General features: G+C 45.2%; 18 protein-coding genes. 13 read left to right on the forward strand and 5 right to left on the reverse strand.

The features are described 5' to 3' along the window. Positions 1 to 14: 14 nt before the first annotated feature. The 3 genes from NL646_RS11660 to purF all read left to right on the forward strand — a co-directional run bounded on the left by NL646_RS11660 (position 15) and on the right by purF (position 2,727). Positions 15 to 623, forward strand: coding sequence for an SPOR domain-containing protein (locus tag NL646_RS11660; RefSeq protein ID WP_015297091.1), 609 nt, complete (start codon positions 15 to 17; stop codon positions 621 to 623). Positions 624 to 684: 61 nt separating this feature from the next. Continuing rightward, on the forward strand, positions 685 to 1,176 hold the full coding sequence (locus NL646_RS11665) for a CvpA family protein (protein ID WP_005484550.1): 492 nt from the start codon (positions 685 to 687) through the stop codon (positions 1,174 to 1,176). Between the two features lie 36 nt (positions 1,177 to 1,212). Further along, on the forward strand, positions 1,213 to 2,727 hold the full coding sequence (gene purF, locus NL646_RS11670) for an amidophosphoribosyltransferase (RefSeq protein ID WP_005484378.1): 1,515 nt from the start codon (positions 1,213 to 1,215) through the stop codon (positions 2,725 to 2,727). Positions 2,728 to 2,786: 59 nt separating this feature from the next. On the opposite strand, the gene NL646_RS11675 is transcribed toward purF, so the two are convergent. After that, complete coding sequence (locus NL646_RS11675; protein ID WP_005460107.1) at positions 2,787 to 3,662, reverse strand: LysR family transcriptional regulator; 876 nt, start codon at positions 3,660 to 3,662, stop codon at positions 2,787 to 2,789. Positions 3,663 to 3,936: 274 nt separating this feature from the next. On the opposite strand from NL646_RS11675, the gene NL646_RS11680 reads away from it, so the two are divergent. From NL646_RS11680 to recR, 7 genes are all read left to right on the forward strand, one after another. Next, positions 3,937 to 5,043, forward strand: coding sequence for a response regulator (locus NL646_RS11680; RefSeq protein ID WP_005494426.1), 1,107 nt, complete (start codon positions 3,937 to 3,939; stop codon positions 5,041 to 5,043). Between the two features lie 242 nt (positions 5,044 to 5,285). Beyond that, a complete protein-coding gene (locus NL646_RS23360) occupies positions 5,286 to 5,417 on the forward strand; it encodes a hypothetical protein (RefSeq protein WP_005380608.1) in 132 nt (43 codons plus the stop codon). Between the two features lie 15 nt (positions 5,418 to 5,432). Further along, entirely contained in the window at positions 5,433 to 5,837 is a 405-nt protein-coding gene (locus NL646_RS11685; protein ID WP_005494429.1) for a YbaN family protein, read from the forward strand. A 165-nt stretch (positions 5,838 to 6,002) separates the two neighbouring features. Further along, entirely contained in the window at positions 6,003 to 6,548 is a 546-nt protein-coding gene (gene apt, locus NL646_RS11690) for an adenine phosphoribosyltransferase (RefSeq protein ID WP_005460112.1), read from the forward strand. An 8-nt stretch (positions 6,549 to 6,556) separates the two neighbouring features. Beyond that, complete coding sequence (dnaX, locus tag NL646_RS11695; protein ID WP_253664256.1) at positions 6,557 to 8,698, forward strand: DNA polymerase III subunit gamma/tau; 2,142 nt, start codon at positions 6,557 to 6,559, stop codon at positions 8,696 to 8,698. Positions 8,699 to 8,780: 82 nt separating this feature from the next. Further along, the gene (locus NL646_RS11700; protein WP_005460082.1) at positions 8,781 to 9,110 is read left to right on the forward strand and encodes a YbaB/EbfC family nucleoid-associated protein; all 330 of its coding nucleotides are present in this window, start codon (positions 8,781 to 8,783) and stop codon (positions 9,108 to 9,110) included. Between the two features lie 29 nt (positions 9,111 to 9,139). Next, positions 9,140 to 9,739 carry a recombination mediator RecR gene (gene recR / locus NL646_RS11705; RefSeq protein ID WP_025553812.1) on the forward strand — a complete coding sequence of 200 codons (600 nt, stop codon included), beginning with the start codon at positions 9,140 to 9,142 and terminating at the stop codon, positions 9,737 to 9,739. A 50-nt stretch (positions 9,740 to 9,789) separates the two neighbouring features. Here the strand turns inward: recR and aqpZ are convergent, their stop codons facing one another. Continuing rightward, the gene (gene aqpZ / locus NL646_RS11710; RefSeq protein WP_005460095.1) at positions 9,790 to 10,488 is read right to left on the reverse strand and encodes an aquaporin Z; all 699 of its coding nucleotides are present in this window, start codon (positions 10,486 to 10,488) and stop codon (positions 9,790 to 9,792) included. A 206-nt stretch (positions 10,489 to 10,694) separates the two neighbouring features. Then, positions 10,695 to 11,954, reverse strand: a complete 1,260-nt coding sequence (locus NL646_RS11715; protein WP_005494432.1) for an amino acid permease — start codon at positions 11,952 to 11,954, stop codon at positions 10,695 to 10,697. A 317-nt stretch (positions 11,955 to 12,271) separates the two neighbouring features. Between NL646_RS11715 and NL646_RS11720 the strand changes: the two genes are divergently transcribed. From NL646_RS11720 to NL646_RS11730, 3 genes are read left to right on the forward strand one after another with little or no spacing between them, the layout of a single operon-like run. After that, on the forward strand, positions 12,272 to 12,652 hold the full coding sequence (locus NL646_RS11720) for a RidA family protein (RefSeq protein ID WP_025505090.1): 381 nt from the start codon (positions 12,272 to 12,274) through the stop codon (positions 12,650 to 12,652). Between the two features lie 15 nt (positions 12,653 to 12,667). Further along, positions 12,668 to 13,945 carry a serine dehydratase subunit alpha family protein gene (locus NL646_RS11725; protein WP_253664257.1) on the forward strand — a complete coding sequence of 426 codons (1,278 nt, stop codon included), beginning with the start codon at positions 12,668 to 12,670 and terminating at the stop codon, positions 13,943 to 13,945. 28 nt (positions 13,946 to 13,973) lie between these two features. Continuing rightward, the gene (locus NL646_RS11730) at positions 13,974 to 14,633 is read left to right on the forward strand and encodes a transcriptional regulator (protein ID WP_005397228.1); all 660 of its coding nucleotides are present in this window, start codon (positions 13,974 to 13,976) and stop codon (positions 14,631 to 14,633) included. An 18-nt stretch (positions 14,634 to 14,651) separates the two neighbouring features. Here the strand turns inward: NL646_RS11730 and NL646_RS11735 are convergent, their stop codons facing one another. Together NL646_RS11735 and NL646_RS11740 are read right to left on the reverse strand one after the other, a co-directional pair. Further along, positions 14,652 to 14,900 (reverse strand): YkgJ family cysteine cluster protein, encoded by a 249-nt coding sequence (locus tag NL646_RS11735; protein WP_017447809.1) that lies wholly within the window; start codon positions 14,898 to 14,900, stop codon positions 14,652 to 14,654. 127 nt (positions 14,901 to 15,027) lie between these two features. After that, complete coding sequence (locus NL646_RS11740; RefSeq protein ID WP_005397239.1) at positions 15,028 to 15,276, reverse strand: GlsB/YeaQ/YmgE family stress response membrane protein; 249 nt, start codon at positions 15,274 to 15,276, stop codon at positions 15,028 to 15,030. Positions 15,277 to 15,350: the final 74 nt, after the last annotated feature.

Below are 15,350 nucleotides of genomic sequence, written 5' to 3' on the forward strand. Positions count from 1 at the left end.
TCAAAGGTAACTTGATGGCAAGTAAATTCCAAAGTCGTTTAGTCGGCACCATCATTCTAGTCGCAGTGGGAGTCATTGTTCTCCCTGATGTTCTAGATGGTAAAAAACTGCACTACAAAGAAGAATTTGCCAGCATTCCTATCAAACCTGAACTTGATAGTGATGTGGAAAACTTCGAGATCTTAGAGCCAGTAGAAGATGACATTGCGCTACCAGAATCACCAGTAGAGGCGGTCGTGCAAGAGTCAGAAGAGCGTCAGGTTAACGCCTCTCAGCCGGAGCAGAAACCTGAACCTACGCCACAACCCGTCGAAGTAAAGCAACCAAAACAGCCAGAGCAGGTTGAAATTGCTGTTCGTCCAGTTGAAGAAAAAAATCAATATGAAGATTCTGCGTGGATCATTCAGTTGATGGCGCTGAAGAATCACGAAAATGCAGAGGCGCTCGTTGCGGATTTGCAGAAGCGTGGTTATCAGGCTCATACGAAAAAAGAGAACGACTTTACTCGAGTAATTGTTGGCCCTGATGTGTCAAAAAGTAAACTTGAACGACAAGTTCAAGAATTACAAAAAATTACCGGTTCAAAAGGTCAATTGCTTAAATTTAAGCCATTAAATCCATAAGAAAACGTTTGCGTCAGCATTTTTTCTGTTAAAATGCGCGCCAACTTAAGATGAAGAAAGCATGAATTGGATAGATTTTATCATTTTAGGTGTGATCGGATTTTCAGCTCTGATCAGTTTAGTTCGCGGTTTTGCTAAAGAAGCTTTGTCTTTGGTTATTTGGTTCGGAGCGTTTTTTATCTCCAGTAACTACTACGCCAAATTGGCGGTGTACTTCACCAATATCAAAGATGATATGTTTCGCAACGGAGCCGCAATTGCGGCGTTATTCGTCGCAACCTTGGTAGTTGGTGCGGTGGTGAATTACGTCATTGGTCAACTGGTACAAAAAACAGGGCTATCAGGTACTGACCGAATTCTAGGAATTGTATTTGGTGGTTTACGCGGAGTCTTAATTGTTTCTGCGGTGCTGTTTTTTATGGATGCGTTTACTGCATTCCCAAGCTCGGATTGGTGGAAAGAGTCACAGTTGATCCCTGAGTTCAGCCGTATCATCGCCCCATTCTTCGAGCATTTACAAGCAACATCAAGTTTTCTGTCTGGCACTATCTAGTAGTGCCAGCTACTGTCGCAAATCGAGGATTAGGACATGTGTGGTATTGTTGGAATCGTGGGCACAACGCCTGTAAACCAGTCTATTTATGACGCGTTAACGGTGTTACAGCATCGTGGCCAAGATGCCGCTGGTATTTGTACCATAGAAAGCAATCGTTTTCGTCTGCGTAAGGCGAACGGTTTAGTCAAGGATGTATTCGAAGCAAGACACATGCAGCGCTTGCAAGGTGAGGTCGGTATCGGCCACGTTCGTTACCCAACTGCGGGTAGTTCAAGCGCCTCAGAAGCCCAGCCTTTCTACGTAAACTCTCCTTTCGGTATTACACTTGCCCACAACGGTAACCTGACCAACGCTCACGAAGTTCGTCAGAAACTGTTTGAAAAAGATCGCCGCCACATCAACACCACTTCTGATTCAGAAGTGCTTCTCAACGTACTTGCACACGAAATTGACACAGTAAAAGGCAATGTGACTGCTGAAGATGTATTTCGCGCTGTTACCAATGTGCACCGTACTATTCGCGGCGCTTATGCGGTAACTGCGATGATCATCGGCCACGGTATGATTGCGTTTCGTGACCCGCATGGTATTCGCCCTCTTTGTTTAGGCAAGCGTGAAGTCGCTGGTCGCACGGAATACATGGTTGCATCAGAGTCTGTTGCGTTGGATGCGGTCGGTTTTGACTTTGTACGTGACGTAGCGCCGGGTGAAGCGGTGTATGCGACATTTGAAGGTGAACTGTTCACTAAGCAATGTGCAGACAATCCAAAGCTAAATCCTTGTATTTTTGAATTTGTTTACTTTGCGCGCCCTGATTCTTTCATCGATAAAATCTCTGTGTACAGTGCTCGCGTTGAAATGGGCAAAAAGCTGGGTGAGCGAATTCGTGAAGATTACGCCGATCTTGATATCGACGTCGTAATCCCGATTCCTGAAACCTCTTGCGATATCGCACTACAAATTGCTCAAGCGATCGATATTCCTTACCGCCAAGGCTTTGTTAAAAACCGTTACGTTGGCCGCACGTTTATCATGCCTGGTCAGCAACAACGTAAGAAATCAGTGCGTCGCAAGCTAAACGCTATCCGCTCTGAGTTCAAAGATAAGAACGTGTTGCTGGTGGATGACTCTATCGTTCGCGGTACGACATCAGAACAGATCATTGAGATGGCTCGTGACTCCGGCGCGAAGAAAGTGTACATGGTGTCTGCTGCACCAGAAGTTCGCTTCCCTAACGTTTACGGTATCGATATGCCGAGCGCGACAGAGCTGATTGCTCATGGTCGTGACAACGAAACCATTTGTAAACAGATTGGTGCGGATGCGCTTATTTACCAACGTCTAGATGACTTAGTTGAAGCGGTAGGTTTAGGTAACCAAGATATCACGCAGTTCGATACATCAGTATTTAATGGTGAATACGTAACTGGCGATATCGATCAACAATACCTCGACTTCCTAGATGGTTTGCGTAATGACGATGCAAAAACGCAACGTGAAATTCAGCAAGATCTAGCGAACCTAGAGCTGCACAACGAAGGCGCGTAAACCTGCGCCATCATTATCGGGATTAAAAAAACCAGAGCCTAGGCTCTGGTTTTTATTTTTTAGTGAATGTTGTAGGCAATCACAAAGTCGATGAACAGACGCACTTTCTCTGGCAAGTGATCTTTGTGGTTGTACAGCATGTAGATGTCGCGCGGGTTTGCGCTCCAATCTGGCAATACTCGCAACAATTCACCACTTTCGATGTATTCCTTAATCATCACATCAGGCATTAATGTAATACCTAGACCTTCTGAACAAGCACTGCGAACAACATTGAGTGCGTTGGCTTGGAAACGACCACGCTCTACGTTCACCACAGACTCACCTTTGCTGTTGATCAGTGTCCACTTGATAAGTGGGTAGCCTTTTAGCAAAGAGTGGTTTGAGAGCTCTTCTGCGTGGTTTGGCGCAGGGTTGGCTGCTAGATAGTCTTGGCTGGCAACCAAAATATCTTTTACTTCGCCAATTTTACGAGCAATTAGGCTGGAATCTCGTTGCGGACCAACACGGAAAATAACATCCCATTCCGTTGGATCTAATTGATCAGCGTTGTTCTCTGTCGTCAGCTCGATATTGATATCCGGATACTTCTTCATGAAGTCATTAAACATCGGCATCATCATGCGCTTGGTCAGATTGTAAGGCGCAGAAATTTTAATTTTGCCTGATGCACCGCGGCAGTCATCGGTGATTTCTTCCGCGGTTGATGTCAGCCTTTGAAGTAGGGGAGAGCATTCATGGTAAAAGCGTTCTCCGGCTTCAGTCAGAGAAAGCTTACGTGCGTGACGGTTCAATAGTCGAAGATTGACAGAGTCTTCTAGCGCTTGAATGCGTCGGGTGATGGTTGCCACCGGGATCATGGTTTTTCGCGAAGTTGCGGTATAGCTCCCATTTTCGACAACCAGTCGAAACAGGTTCAAATCATCTAATTTCATATTTCCAGACACATTAAATTACCAATTATGGCTAATTTATAATTAACTTTGTGATTAAAGCTTGCTTTAAGTCAACATGTTGCATCATTTGAACACAGCAAGAGCCTTGGAGTAAATACTGACAATTTGTATAAATGACTTTTTCAAGCTACGTTTTATAACAAGGCGAAACCGCTTCAAGTCTTGCTGCGCAACGTTTTGCCTATGCAAACACAACAAAAATAATAACTTAAATAATTTTGTTTTTTGACTAAGCTTTGTGAGGTGTAAAGGTATGTTCAAGACTCACAGTCAAACGGCAATGGTCTCGGCACAGGAAGTGGTTAATCGGAAACTGATCATGTTAGTGGACGATGATCCGATCTTTCGTAACGTAACCAATGCTTATTTAGAAAGTCAGGGTTTCAAAGTAGTAGAAGCTGAAAATGGCCTAGAGGCTCTTCATCAACTCAGGGAATGCCAACCCGATCTCGTCTTGTGTGATTTGTCTATGCCCGTATTAGATGGCATAGAATTCGTAGAAGAAGTCAGTCTTGAGTATCCATCGTTACCGCTTATTGTGGTGTCTGGCACAGATGAAATGTCTGATGTCGCGAAAGCGTTGCGTTTTGGTATTAAAGACTTTCTTCCAAAACCGATAGGGAATTATGAACATTTGTCGCAAGCGATTGACAATACGCTTGAGGACTCAGACTGTCATTTTGCAGAACAACGTGACTTTTCAAGCCAGTGGTTTCGCGTAGATGACGGTGGAGAAATACCAGATGAGCAAGAGCTGCACTGGCATTTAGAGTACTTGCAACAAAACCCAAATGCAGCGAGAGATCTGCTGCATGCGTTGTTGCCAGACAAAGACGCCTCTCAAGGTGACTGGCGTTGTTCTTATCGGTTACTTCAGTCGGCAGATTTGATGCCTTTGGTGTTTGATTATCGCTGGTTGATGAATGGACAGTTTGCTTTCTACTTAGTGGACTCTGCTTCCCAAGAAAATGGAGGTGTAGCGACAACGCTACTGGTGAGAGCTTTGTTTGATGATTACCTAAGAAACTTAAAAAGTTTCAGTGCGGATCTGAAAGACATGGTAAACATCATGGAGAAGGGCATTGAGTGCTCAGATTGTGCTGGTGCGGTGAAGGCGGTATTTGGTGTGGCGGATTTAGCTTCTTCAACCGTGTCACTTTTACCTGCTGGTTTGGACAGCCAATGGTCGGATGGACATGAAAATCAACATATTGCGGCAGGCAATCGACTGGGCGATGGTAGCATGAAAAACTTCATCACCCGAGATTTACCGCTGAAGACAACAGGTCAGTTGTCGATAGGTTGTTTAGGTGCATCCAGTTTCAGCCTGAATATTACTCGAGTGAATCGACTCGTTTAGAAAGCCAAACTCGGATCTTGTCTTTAATTAATATGGTGAAAGCAGCATGTAATGTGCTGCTTTCTTCTTTCCTGAATCTGTCGTTCTATAACTGATGATTTTATAACCTTACTTTTTGTTGGTGTTTAGATGGAGTTGTTTAAGGTATAGTCAGCACCTAAAACAATAATGACCCATTTATGCAACGTTAATTTAACGCTGCGTGTTGGGAGAAGCAAAGTCAACTAGTGAGAAGAAACATCATGGCAGACAAAGATTTTAAAGAGCCTTATAATATTTTTTACTTTTTAGGTTTCATTGCAGTACTTTTGATCCCAACTCTACCTGCAACGCTAACCTGGCTTCGTGTAATGAACGGTTACGCAGGCTTTTAATCTAGCTATTGTGTATTGGAGTTCACCATTCGTATTAAGCGTTACTTCTTCAATATTGTTGGTGGACTCTGTATAGCGCTTGGCATTGCCGGCATCGCCCTTCCTCTCTTACCGACCACTCCTTTTATCTTGCTAGCAAGCGCTTGTTTTATGCGCGGCAGCCCTGCATTTCATCATTGGTTACACAATCACAAAACCTTCGGCCCTATTTTAGACAATTGGCATCGTCATCGAGCGGTGAGCCCTAAAGTCAAACAACGTGGTGCGGTTTTTATCATTCTTAGTTTCACCGTTTCTATCATCGTAGCCCCCATCATCTGGGTAAAAATTGCTCTTTTAGTGATGCTAATCGTTTTACTCAGTTGGTTTATGCGCCTACCTGTGATTGAGTTGGTTGCTGACAGAGAAGAAAATCACTAAGATTGTAGAGAATAGTGTGCCCGCTCTTCGAGTGGGCGTTTGTATTTTCAGCGCCTGTGACTTTTAAGAAAATAGGCACATAGCGGTGAAAACCTATTGTTCGTTGCCCTCGTGATACTGTGATTAGAATAGAGGGTGATGAGCCAATCTAAGTAAATCGGTATTATGACTACAGAAACAATTTCGCTGATCAAATCTAGCATCAAAAGCATCCAAGATTACCCAAAACCAGGCATTCTTTTCCGCGACGTAACAAGCCTATTAGAAGACGCAAAAGCGTATCAAGCAACCATCGGTCTGCTGGTTGAACGCTACAAAGACATGGGCTTTACAAAGGTTGTGGGTACAGAAGCACGTGGTTTCCTATTTGGTGCGCCACTAGCGCTTGAGCTAGGTGTTGGTTTTGTTCCAGTGCGTAAGCCAGGCAAACTACCTCGCCCGACCATTGCTCAATCTTATGAACTAGAATACGGCATTGATACGCTAGAAATTCACACAGACGCTATCGTAGAGGGCGATAAAGTATTGGTTGTGGATGACTTGCTGGCGACAGGTGGCACGATTGAGGCAACGACTAAGTTAATTCGCCAACTTGGTGGTGAAGTTGAACACGCAGCGTTCGTTATCAACCTACCAGAAATCGGTGGTGATAAGCGTTTAGAAGCATTAGGCCTAAACGTATTCAGCATTTGCGATTTTGAAGGACATTAATACATTCAATGAGTTATTTAGCTTTAGCGCGAAAATGGCGTCCTAATAAGTTTGACCAAGTCGTAGGGCAAAAACATGTTCTAACGGCACTGGAAAACGCATTGGCGCAAAACCGTTTACATCATGCTTACCTATTCAGTGGGACGCGTGGTGTGGGTAAAACCAGTATCGGCCGTTTGTTTGCCAAAGGGTTGAACTGTGAGACTGGTATCACCGCCACACCATGTGGTGAATGTGCTACCTGCCGAGAGATTGATGAAGGTCGCTTTGTTGACTTGCTTGAGATTGACGCGGCATCACGTACTAAAGTTGAAGATACTCGCGAACTGCTAGACAACGTTCAATATAAACCCGCTCGTGGACGTTTTAAAGTGTACCTCATCGATGAGGTGCACATGCTGTCGCGTCACTCTTTCAATGCGTTATTAAAAACCTTGGAAGAGCCGCCAGAGTATGTGAAGTTTTTGCTCGCAACAACCGATCCACAGAAGCTGCCAGTTACCATTTTATCTCGTTGTCTGCAGTTCCATCTCAAGCCAATCAGTGTTGATGATATTCATCAGCAACTTGACTACATTTTGGGTCAAGAGCAGGTTTCAGCAGAGTCCAAAGCGCTCGGTATGATCTCCCATGCCGCTGATGGCAGTATGCGTGATGCGCTGAGTTTGACCGACCAAGCGATTGCCTTAGGCAATGGTGCGGTGCAAACCGACATCGTTAGCCACATGCTGGGAACCATCGATACGGATCAAGCGATTCACTTGCTTGAGTCGATCAGCAGTAAACAACCTCAACAAGCCATGGATAAAATCCACCAATTGGCGGCGAATGGTGTTGAGTGGGACGGTTTATTGCAACAAATAGCGACGCAGTTACATCGCATCGCTATGTATCAAGCACTGCCTGCGTCACTAGACCGAGCACAGCCTGATGCAGAAAAAATCGAATTATTAAGTAAAGCGCTCAGCCCACAAGATGTGCAGCTTTACTATCAAATTGCGCTAAAAGGTCGTGAAGATCTGACGCTGTCTCCAAATGGCCGTGTTGGTATGGAGATGATCGTCTTGCGTATGTTGGCTTTTCGTCCATCAGCGAATAACGGGGCAAATATCGTTACCGCAGGATCTCAACCTCAGTTGAGTCAGACGCCAAATGCGAGTCTAACGAATTCAGCGCCAGCACAGCAGGCTCCGGTAGCACAACAGCAGTCGCGCCCAAATCCAGTGCAAGCGCAACAATCTGTTTCGCAGCCCGTTCGTCCGTCAGTGAGTCAGCCTGCGTCAATGAATGAAGAGCCACAATATCAGCCAGATTATCAGACTGGTGGTTATGATATGTCGCCTCCACAGTACGACATGGCTCCGCCAATGAGCGAAAACCCAGCGCCAGAGGCTCAGGCTCAACCTCAGCAAGAAAGCACGCCTGCGCCATCAAGAATGGGAGCAGCAGGCTTACGTCATCAATTACGTTCACAGCGTAAGCAGGGTTTACAGCAAAACACACCGCAAAATGGTGGCACAAAAAAGCCTAAAGCGGCATCTGCAAAACCAGAATCGGTCATCGACCGAGTAGCGCAATTGCATGGCAATTCCGCGCAGGTGTCGCCAAACTCAACGCCAAAGCCTACTGAACCAGAAGTTGAAGAAGCGTATCGCTGGCGTCCAAGTAAGCCTGTTGAGACGAAAGTTAATACCAAGCTGACACCTACGCAGCTCAAGCAAGCGCTTGAGCATGAAAAAACACCAGAAATGGCACAAAAGCTGATTGATGAGTCACTTGAACAAAACGAGTGGGCGAAAATGATCAGTTTGATGAACCTGCCTAAGCTGGTGGAACAACTTGCGCTAAACTCTCACTATAGTAAAGAAGGCTCGACCGTTTCTTTACAGTTGAGAAGCAGCCAAGCACACTTAAATACAGATAGAGCTCAAAGTGAGCTGCTTAACGCACTAAACACGGTTTTAGGTGAAGAGTGTCACTTGAGTATCGAAGTAGGAGAGAGTGGCGAAACACCACTTGAACTGAGAGACAGGCTCTATCAAGAGAAGTTACAACAAGCGCTGAACAGCTTGGAGAACGACCCGAATGTCGACTTTATCGAGCGTCGTTTTGCTGCAGAGCTTGATAAAGATAGTGTGCGCCCTATCTAACTAACAAACGGAATGGGGTTGAAAACGTCAAGTGATAACCCCATTAACTGATGCAACACCCAATTAAACCAGAGAGATAAACATGTTTGGTAAAGGCGGTATGGGCAACCTAATGAAGCAAGCCCAGCAAATGCAAGAGCGCATGCAAAAGCTTCAAGAAGAAATCGCGAATATGGAAGTAACTGGCGAGTCTGGTGCTGGTCTAGTTAAAGTAACAATCACTGGTAGCCACAGTGTGCGTCGTGTTGACATCGATGAAAGCTTGATGGAAGACGACAAAGAAATGCTTGAAGATCTTATCGCTGCGGCATTCAACGATGCAGCACGTCGCGTTGAAGAAACTCAAAAAGAGAAAATGGCTTCTGTAACTGGCGGTATGCAACTACCACCAGGTATGAAAATGCCATTCTAATCTGCTGACATCTAATTAAGCGGATTTTCATGCGTACCAGTCATATGCTGGAACAATTGATGGAGGCCTTACGTTGTCTACCTGGGGTAGGTCCCAAGTCGGCGCAACGTATGGCCTTTCATTTGTTACAGCGTGATAGAAAAGGCGGTCTGCAACTGGCAGATGCGCTGAGTCAGTCAATGACCGAAATTGGTCACTGTGCTGAATGTCGAACTTTTACTGAAGAAGAAGTTTGCCACATTTGTACTAACCCAAAACGCCAAGAAAACGGCCAAATTTGTGTAGTAGAAAGCCCGGCAGATATCGCAGCAGTCGAAGCGACGGGTCAATACTCCGGTCGATACTTTGTGCTTATGGGGCATTTGTCTCCGCTTGATGGCATCGGTCCAAGTGATATTGGTTTAGACGTGCTTGATTATCGTCTACGTCGAGGTGATGTTTCTGAAGTGATCCTTGCAACCAACCCAACGGTTGAAGGAGAAGCTACTGCTCACTATATTGCGGAGTTGTGCAGAGAGCACCAAGTCGAAGCTAGCCGTATCGCGCACGGTGTGCCTGTAGGTGGGGAGCTTGAGCTCGTAGATGGCACGACCTTGTCACACTCATTATTGGGTCGACATAAGATTTAATAAAAGCCGCTGAATTCAGCGGCTTTTTTGATCTTGGGAGTTGGGAACGACTAATCGTTCGATTCTTTACCAAGCAGGTTTTTGTAGATAACCGCACCAAGTACGCCACCCACAATAGGCGCAACCCAGAACAGCCATAACTGAGAAACTGCCCAGTCACCTACATACATTGCGACTGCTGTACTACGAGCTGGGTTTACTGAGGTATTAGTCACAGGAATGCTGATCAGGTGAATAAGAGTCAGACACAAACCAATTGCAATAGGCGCAAAACCTTGAGGTGCACGTTTGTCTGTCGCGCCCATGATAACGATAAGGAACATCATCGTCATCACGATTTCAGAAACTAACGCAGCAAGCATTGAGTACTGACCTGGTGAGTGTTCACCATAACCGTTGGCGGCAAAGCCAGAACCAACAACATCAAATCCAGCTTGTCCTGTCGCGATGACATAAAGAATACCACCAGCGATCAGCCCGCCGATCACTTGTGCGATGATGTAAGGCGCAACGTCTTTTGTATCAAAACGACCGCCAGCCCAAAGGCCAACCGTCACTGCAGGGTTCAAATGGCAACCTGAAATATGACCGATTGCAAATGCCATGGTTAAAACGGTTAAACCAAAGGCCAGAGCGACACCCAGCAGACCAATACCAACATCTGGAAAACCTGCAGCCAACACTGCGCTGCCGCAGCCGCCCAATACTAGCCAGAACGTACCAAAAGCCTCAGCCAAATACTTGTTCATGTTATTTCCTAATTTCTAATTAAATGACCCGCTGAACATAGTCGAGAATTGTCAATAAAGTGTGAGGGAGATCGCGTAAAAACTGCAAATAGGACGGTATGTGGCAAGAGTTCTCAAGGATGAGATAAAAGCAGGGAGAAGAGAGGCTGAATCTTCAGTTTGCCTTGGCCATCACTAACTGAGTAACAGCCAAGGCAACGTAGGTTTTAACTAAATGCGACGAAAGGTGATACGCACAGCAAAATACCAGTAGCAATAATCAAGTAAAGCGACGCGCCTTTGTATTTGTGTAAAGAAGGCACTTGATAGACAAGGTAAGCTGGAATCAAACAGCCAATCAAACCAAAGATAGGGCTACATACTGATGTGAAGCTCAGAACTGGTAGATTCAATACAATTGCACCCCACGCCATGAGAATCGCAAAGAGAATGATTCCTTTGGTGACCAAGTCTTTATTGATCTTCTCTTCAGGCATGACCTTTTTTAGAGCCAGCATCGCTAGACCTTGGCAAGAATCGCGGAAACCCAAGTACACACCAAAAAACGCAGTCATTACTGAGAAAATATTCAGCATTAAACTCATTAGTTTTAGCGTCGTGCCGTCCATACCTTGCGCAACCATCGCAAGAGCAGAGATGTTCTCTTCTGCTGCTTTAACCGCTTGTTCATGTGACATCGCAAGCGTAAAGGAAATCGCATAGAAGAAGACCGTCACAAACAAGATACCGAAAGCAATTTTCATTGCGCGCATGGCTTTAAAGCGAGCAACCTCAATCGATTTTTCTTTTGAGCGGTATGAGATCACCATTGGGCTCAAGCTTTGAATAAAGAGAATAGACGTTAGAGTAAACGGCAGTAGCTCAATTGCATCTTTCAAACCAGCGCCTGTTTCTGGAATCGCACCGACATTCGCTACATCCCATTTTTCGATCATCATGACGCCAAGTAATGCGACGGTACAAAGTTTAATCAGTACAAGACCAGTACTGACCTTAAACAAAATCTTTTCACCACGAGATGCAATAGCGACCAGCGCGCACACTAAAGCCAGACCATATAGCGGGTTTTCAGACAGTAAACCTTCCGTGATGCCAAAACTATGTAGGAAAGATGCCGAGTCATTGTTGATGGCTGTTGAGTAAACAAAGACCCAAATCACCAACATGATGAAGTACAGCACACCTAATAACGCCCCCCATTTGTTACCAAGGTAACCGGAAATGACGCCAGCGTAATCTTGGCACTTTGGTGAACTTGAGAGAGTGTTGATGAAAAGGCGTTGGAACAAGTACATCGCTGGGTAGCCGATCACGGCAGAGGCCAAGAATACCCAAAGGCCCAATACGCCTACTTTTACTGGTAAAAAGACAATACCGGCACCGATTGCCATGCCGATACTCATGATCACCCATCCCCAGTCTGTGCTATCAAACTTGGTCGCGGCTTTCCACTCGTCTAGGGCCATGCCTGCTTTTACGTGCGGTGGCTCTTTACCGATAGGTAAGGTTTGTGTAGGTGCTGTCACGCTCATTTTATTGTTTCTCTTGTTAGTATGAATTTTTCTCAAATTTAATTGAGAAAACATATATCACCAATTTTTTTGTGGAAAATTCAGATAAATTTGAGATCTTGGCGAAAAAGTTCAAATAAATTGGATTTTTTGACGAATTTTGTGATCTGTTCTAGTTGTTTGATTCATATTTAATTGAAAAAATAACGCTAATACGGAAGTTAAATTAGAAGCTTCTTAATAAAAAATAAAATTTATGTGAGGATTTAAAAATGAAAGAATTGATTTCATCTGAACACGCGCCTGCTGCTATCGGACCTTATTCACATGGCACTAGCTATGGCGATTTGATTTTTACATCTGGTCAATTACCCGTTGATAAGGCAACAGGAAAAGTAGTTGAAGGCGGCATCAGTGCACAAAGTCATCAATCTCTTACTAACTTGAAGCACGTTTTAGAGGCTGGTGGTGGCAGTATCGATACTGTTTTAAAAACAACGTGTTACCTATCGAATATTAATGACTTTGCCGAGTTTAACAAGGTCTACGCAGAGTTTTTCCAACAAGATTGTCCGGCACGCAGTTGCTTCGCAGTGAAAGATTTGCCTCTTGGCGTTTTAATTGAAGTCGAAGCGATTGCTCATAAAAAGTAATACGGAGAATAGAGCATGAACCAGCAATGGACACAATATATCCAAATCATTAAGCAAGTTGTGAAACCTGCATTAGGATGTACAGAACCCATTGCTGCTGCGTACGCGGCAGCAGTTGCTAGAAAAGAGTTAGGCACATCCGATATTGATGCGATAGAGGTGCGTGTTTCAGACAACCTATTTAAAAACTCGATGGGTGTTTTCGTACCCGGAACGGGCAAGATAGGCCTCAAAATTGCCGCCTCAGTTGGTGCATTAGCCGGTGACCCAACAGCAGAACTGGAAGTGTTGGCTCGGATTAATGAGCAGGATGTCGCTGCTGCGCAACAATTGATAGATGAAGAGCGGGTAGCTGTAGCGCGCATGGATACGCAAGAATTCATTTATTGCAGCGTAACGCTCACTTCTGGTGACGATGTTGTTTCGGTCACGATCAGTGGCGGTCACACCAACATTATCCAGATCACGCGCAATGGCGACGTGATTTTTGATGCTCCACCGCAGCAACGCGTTGCAACCGCTTCTGTTTGTGAAGGTGTGGATATTTCGATCAAACAAATCTATGAGTTTGCCACTCAAGCGCCTTTTGAAGAGATCAAATTCATTCTCCAAGCTGCAGAGCTCAATACCTTGCTGGCTCAAGAGGGTATCGACCGAGGTTACGGCCTAGAAATTGGACGCACGCTAAAAGGCAACATCGAGCAAGGCTTATTGGGCAATGACTTAATGAGTCGCATACAGATGATGACATCCGCAGCGTCTGATGCTCGCATGGGAGGGGCGACGTTGCCAGCCATGAGCAATTTCGGCAGTGGGAACCAAGGTATTGCCGCTACAATGCCAGTCGTAGTTGCGGCTGAAGCATTCCAAAACGACGAAGAACAGCTGGCTCGCGCGTTGATCATGAGTCATTTAGGGGCTATTTACATCAAATCTTATTACCCACCGTTATCCGCATTTTGTGGCAACACTGTAACCAGTGCGGCGGCGTCTATGGCGCTGGTATATTTAGCTGGTGGTACATTCGAGCAATCATGCTACGCCATTCAAAACGTCATCAGCGATAGTTCAGGTATGGTGTGTGATGGTGCGAAGTCCTCTTGTGCGATGAAAGTGTGTACTTCGTCGACAACGGCGGTGCGCTCATATTTGATGGCGATGGGTAACCACAGTGTTAAGAATCAAGGTATAGTAGGCGAAGAAGTTGAGCAAACGATAAGAAATGTTGGCTCAATGGTTCGTTTCGGTATGCCGTATACTGACAAATCTATTATCGATATTATGTCGGCCTAACCTCCAGTTTTTGCTAAGGGAAGTAACATTGCTACTAAAGAAACTCACCAAGAGTGATCTCGATATTTTGAACTCTATGAAAAACGTCGTGGATGGCATTGCACGTATGTATGGTGAACACACTGAAGTGGTTCTCCACAGCTTAGATGCCGAAGCGCCGGAAATCATCAAAATCGCAAACGGGCACGTGACGGAACGCAGTGAAGGTGCCCCAATTACCAACTTAGCGAGAATGAAGTTAAGAGAGGGCAAGGACGTTTCTGATTCGTACCTGACGAAAACGTCGAACGGAAAGACCTTGCACTCCATTACGACAATTGTCAGAAATCCAAAAAACAAACCGATTGGTTTGCTGTGTATCAACGTGGATATGGATGCACCGATGCAGGCGTTTTTAAAGGCAATGCTGCCTCAGCAACACACCGAGTGTTGTGTTGGTGGTGCTCGCTCACCAGAAACGTTTGCGCGTAATATCGATGAAACCATCATCAGTACGATAGAAACCGTGCAAACAGAAGTGTGGGAAAATGAAGCCATTGCGCCTTCTAAACGCAACCGTGAACTGGTGACGCGACTGCATGGCCTAGGTATTTTTAAATACAAAGACGCTGTTTTAATGGTTGCAAACCATCTTGGTATATCGCGCGATACCATCTACTTGTATTTGCGAGAGCTTGGGAACGACTAAACGGGTGCTCTGAATAGATTAAGTAAGTTGCTCTAGCTCAGTGATGTTGTCGAGCGCTTCTTGGTTGGTTTTGCCACACACAACCGGACACGGCTTAAAATCGTGACAAACTTTAGGGCGCTCAGGCTTACCAAACAGCTTACACAAATTGTCATCGTTGAGTTGCACGCAACGAACACCTGCTGGTTTGCCCATGGGCATTCCAGGTATCGGTGAAGAGATACTTGGCGCAATACAGCAAGCTCCGCATCCTAATCGACAATCCATAATGTAAACCTCTTAAAAATTGAGGGGGCAATTATGGTCATTTTGACGTGGATTGGAAGAGTCGCTTAAGAAAAAATAAAAAGGAGCACCCAATAGAGTGCTCCTTTTTGCTTTTAAACCGTTGTGATCATCTCAAGAAGCGATTGTAAACAAACAGCAGAATAAACGCGCCCAGCGTTGCGGTAATGATGCTGCCGATGTTTACACCTGTCGCGCCACCAAATCCAAGAATGCCGCCAAGGAAACCACCAACAAAGGCACCGGCAATCCCGAGCAACATGGTTGCGATCCAGCCTCCACCATCTTTTCCTGGCATCAACCATTTCGCTAAGGCCCCGGCGATCAAGCCCAAAATAATCCAAGAAATGATACCCATGAAAACTCCTTAATTCCTTCGTGATCAATGAAATAATGCGAACTCGTATAAGGATAGAACAGTTAATTGAAAAT

It is taken from the genome of Vibrio sp. Y20_XG_PY13 (assembly GCF_024181925.1).
GTDB lineage: Bacteria > Pseudomonadota > Gammaproteobacteria > Enterobacterales > Vibrionaceae > Vibrio > Vibrio parahaemolyticus.

Bases quoted from the DNA above. Each gene is read 5' to 3' on its own strand.
- dnaX (WP_253664256.1), top strand. From the start codon at position 6,557: ATGAGTTATTTAGCTTTAGCGCGAAAATGGCGTCCTAATAAGTTTGAC.
- NL646_RS23360 (WP_005380608.1), top strand. From the start codon at position 5,286: ATGGCAGACAAAGATTTTAAAGAGCCTTATAATATTTTTTACTTTTTA.
- recR (WP_025553812.1), top strand. From the start codon at position 9,140: ATGCGTACCAGTCATATGCTGGAACAATTGATGGAGGCCTTACGTTGT.
- NL646_RS11675 (WP_005460107.1), bottom strand. From the start codon at position 3,662: ATGAAATTAGATGATTTGAACCTGTTTCGACTGGTTGTCGAAAATGGG.
- NL646_RS11740 (WP_005397239.1), bottom strand. From the start codon at position 15,276: ATGGGTATCATTTCTTGGATTATTTTGGGCTTGATCGCCGGGGCCTTA.
- aqpZ (WP_005460095.1), bottom strand. From the start codon at position 10,488: ATGAACAAGTATTTGGCTGAGGCTTTTGGTACGTTCTGGCTAGTATTG.
- NL646_RS11720 (WP_025505090.1), top strand. From the start codon at position 12,272: ATGAAAGAATTGATTTCATCTGAACACGCGCCTGCTGCTATCGGACCT.
- apt (WP_005460112.1), top strand. From the start codon at position 6,003: ATGACTACAGAAACAATTTCGCTGATCAAATCTAGCATCAAAAGCATC.
- purF (WP_005484378.1), top strand. From the start codon at position 1,213: ATGTGTGGTATTGTTGGAATCGTGGGCACAACGCCTGTAAACCAGTCT.
- NL646_RS11665 (WP_005484550.1), top strand. From the start codon at position 685: ATGAATTGGATAGATTTTATCATTTTAGGTGTGATCGGATTTTCAGCT.
- NL646_RS11700 (WP_005460082.1), top strand. From the start codon at position 8,781: ATGTTTGGTAAAGGCGGTATGGGCAACCTAATGAAGCAAGCCCAGCAA.
- NL646_RS11725 (WP_253664257.1), top strand. From the start codon at position 12,668: ATGAACCAGCAATGGACACAATATATCCAAATCATTAAGCAAGTTGTG.
- NL646_RS11660 (WP_015297091.1), top strand. From the start codon at position 15: ATGGCAAGTAAATTCCAAAGTCGTTTAGTCGGCACCATCATTCTAGTC.
- NL646_RS11680 (WP_005494426.1), top strand. From the start codon at position 3,937: ATGTTCAAGACTCACAGTCAAACGGCAATGGTCTCGGCACAGGAAGTG.
- NL646_RS11715 (WP_005494432.1), bottom strand. From the start codon at position 11,954: ATGGCCCTAGACGAGTGGAAAGCCGCGACCAAGTTTGATAGCACAGAC.
- NL646_RS11735 (WP_017447809.1), bottom strand. From the start codon at position 14,900: ATGGATTGTCGATTAGGATGCGGAGCTTGCTGTATTGCGCCAAGTATC.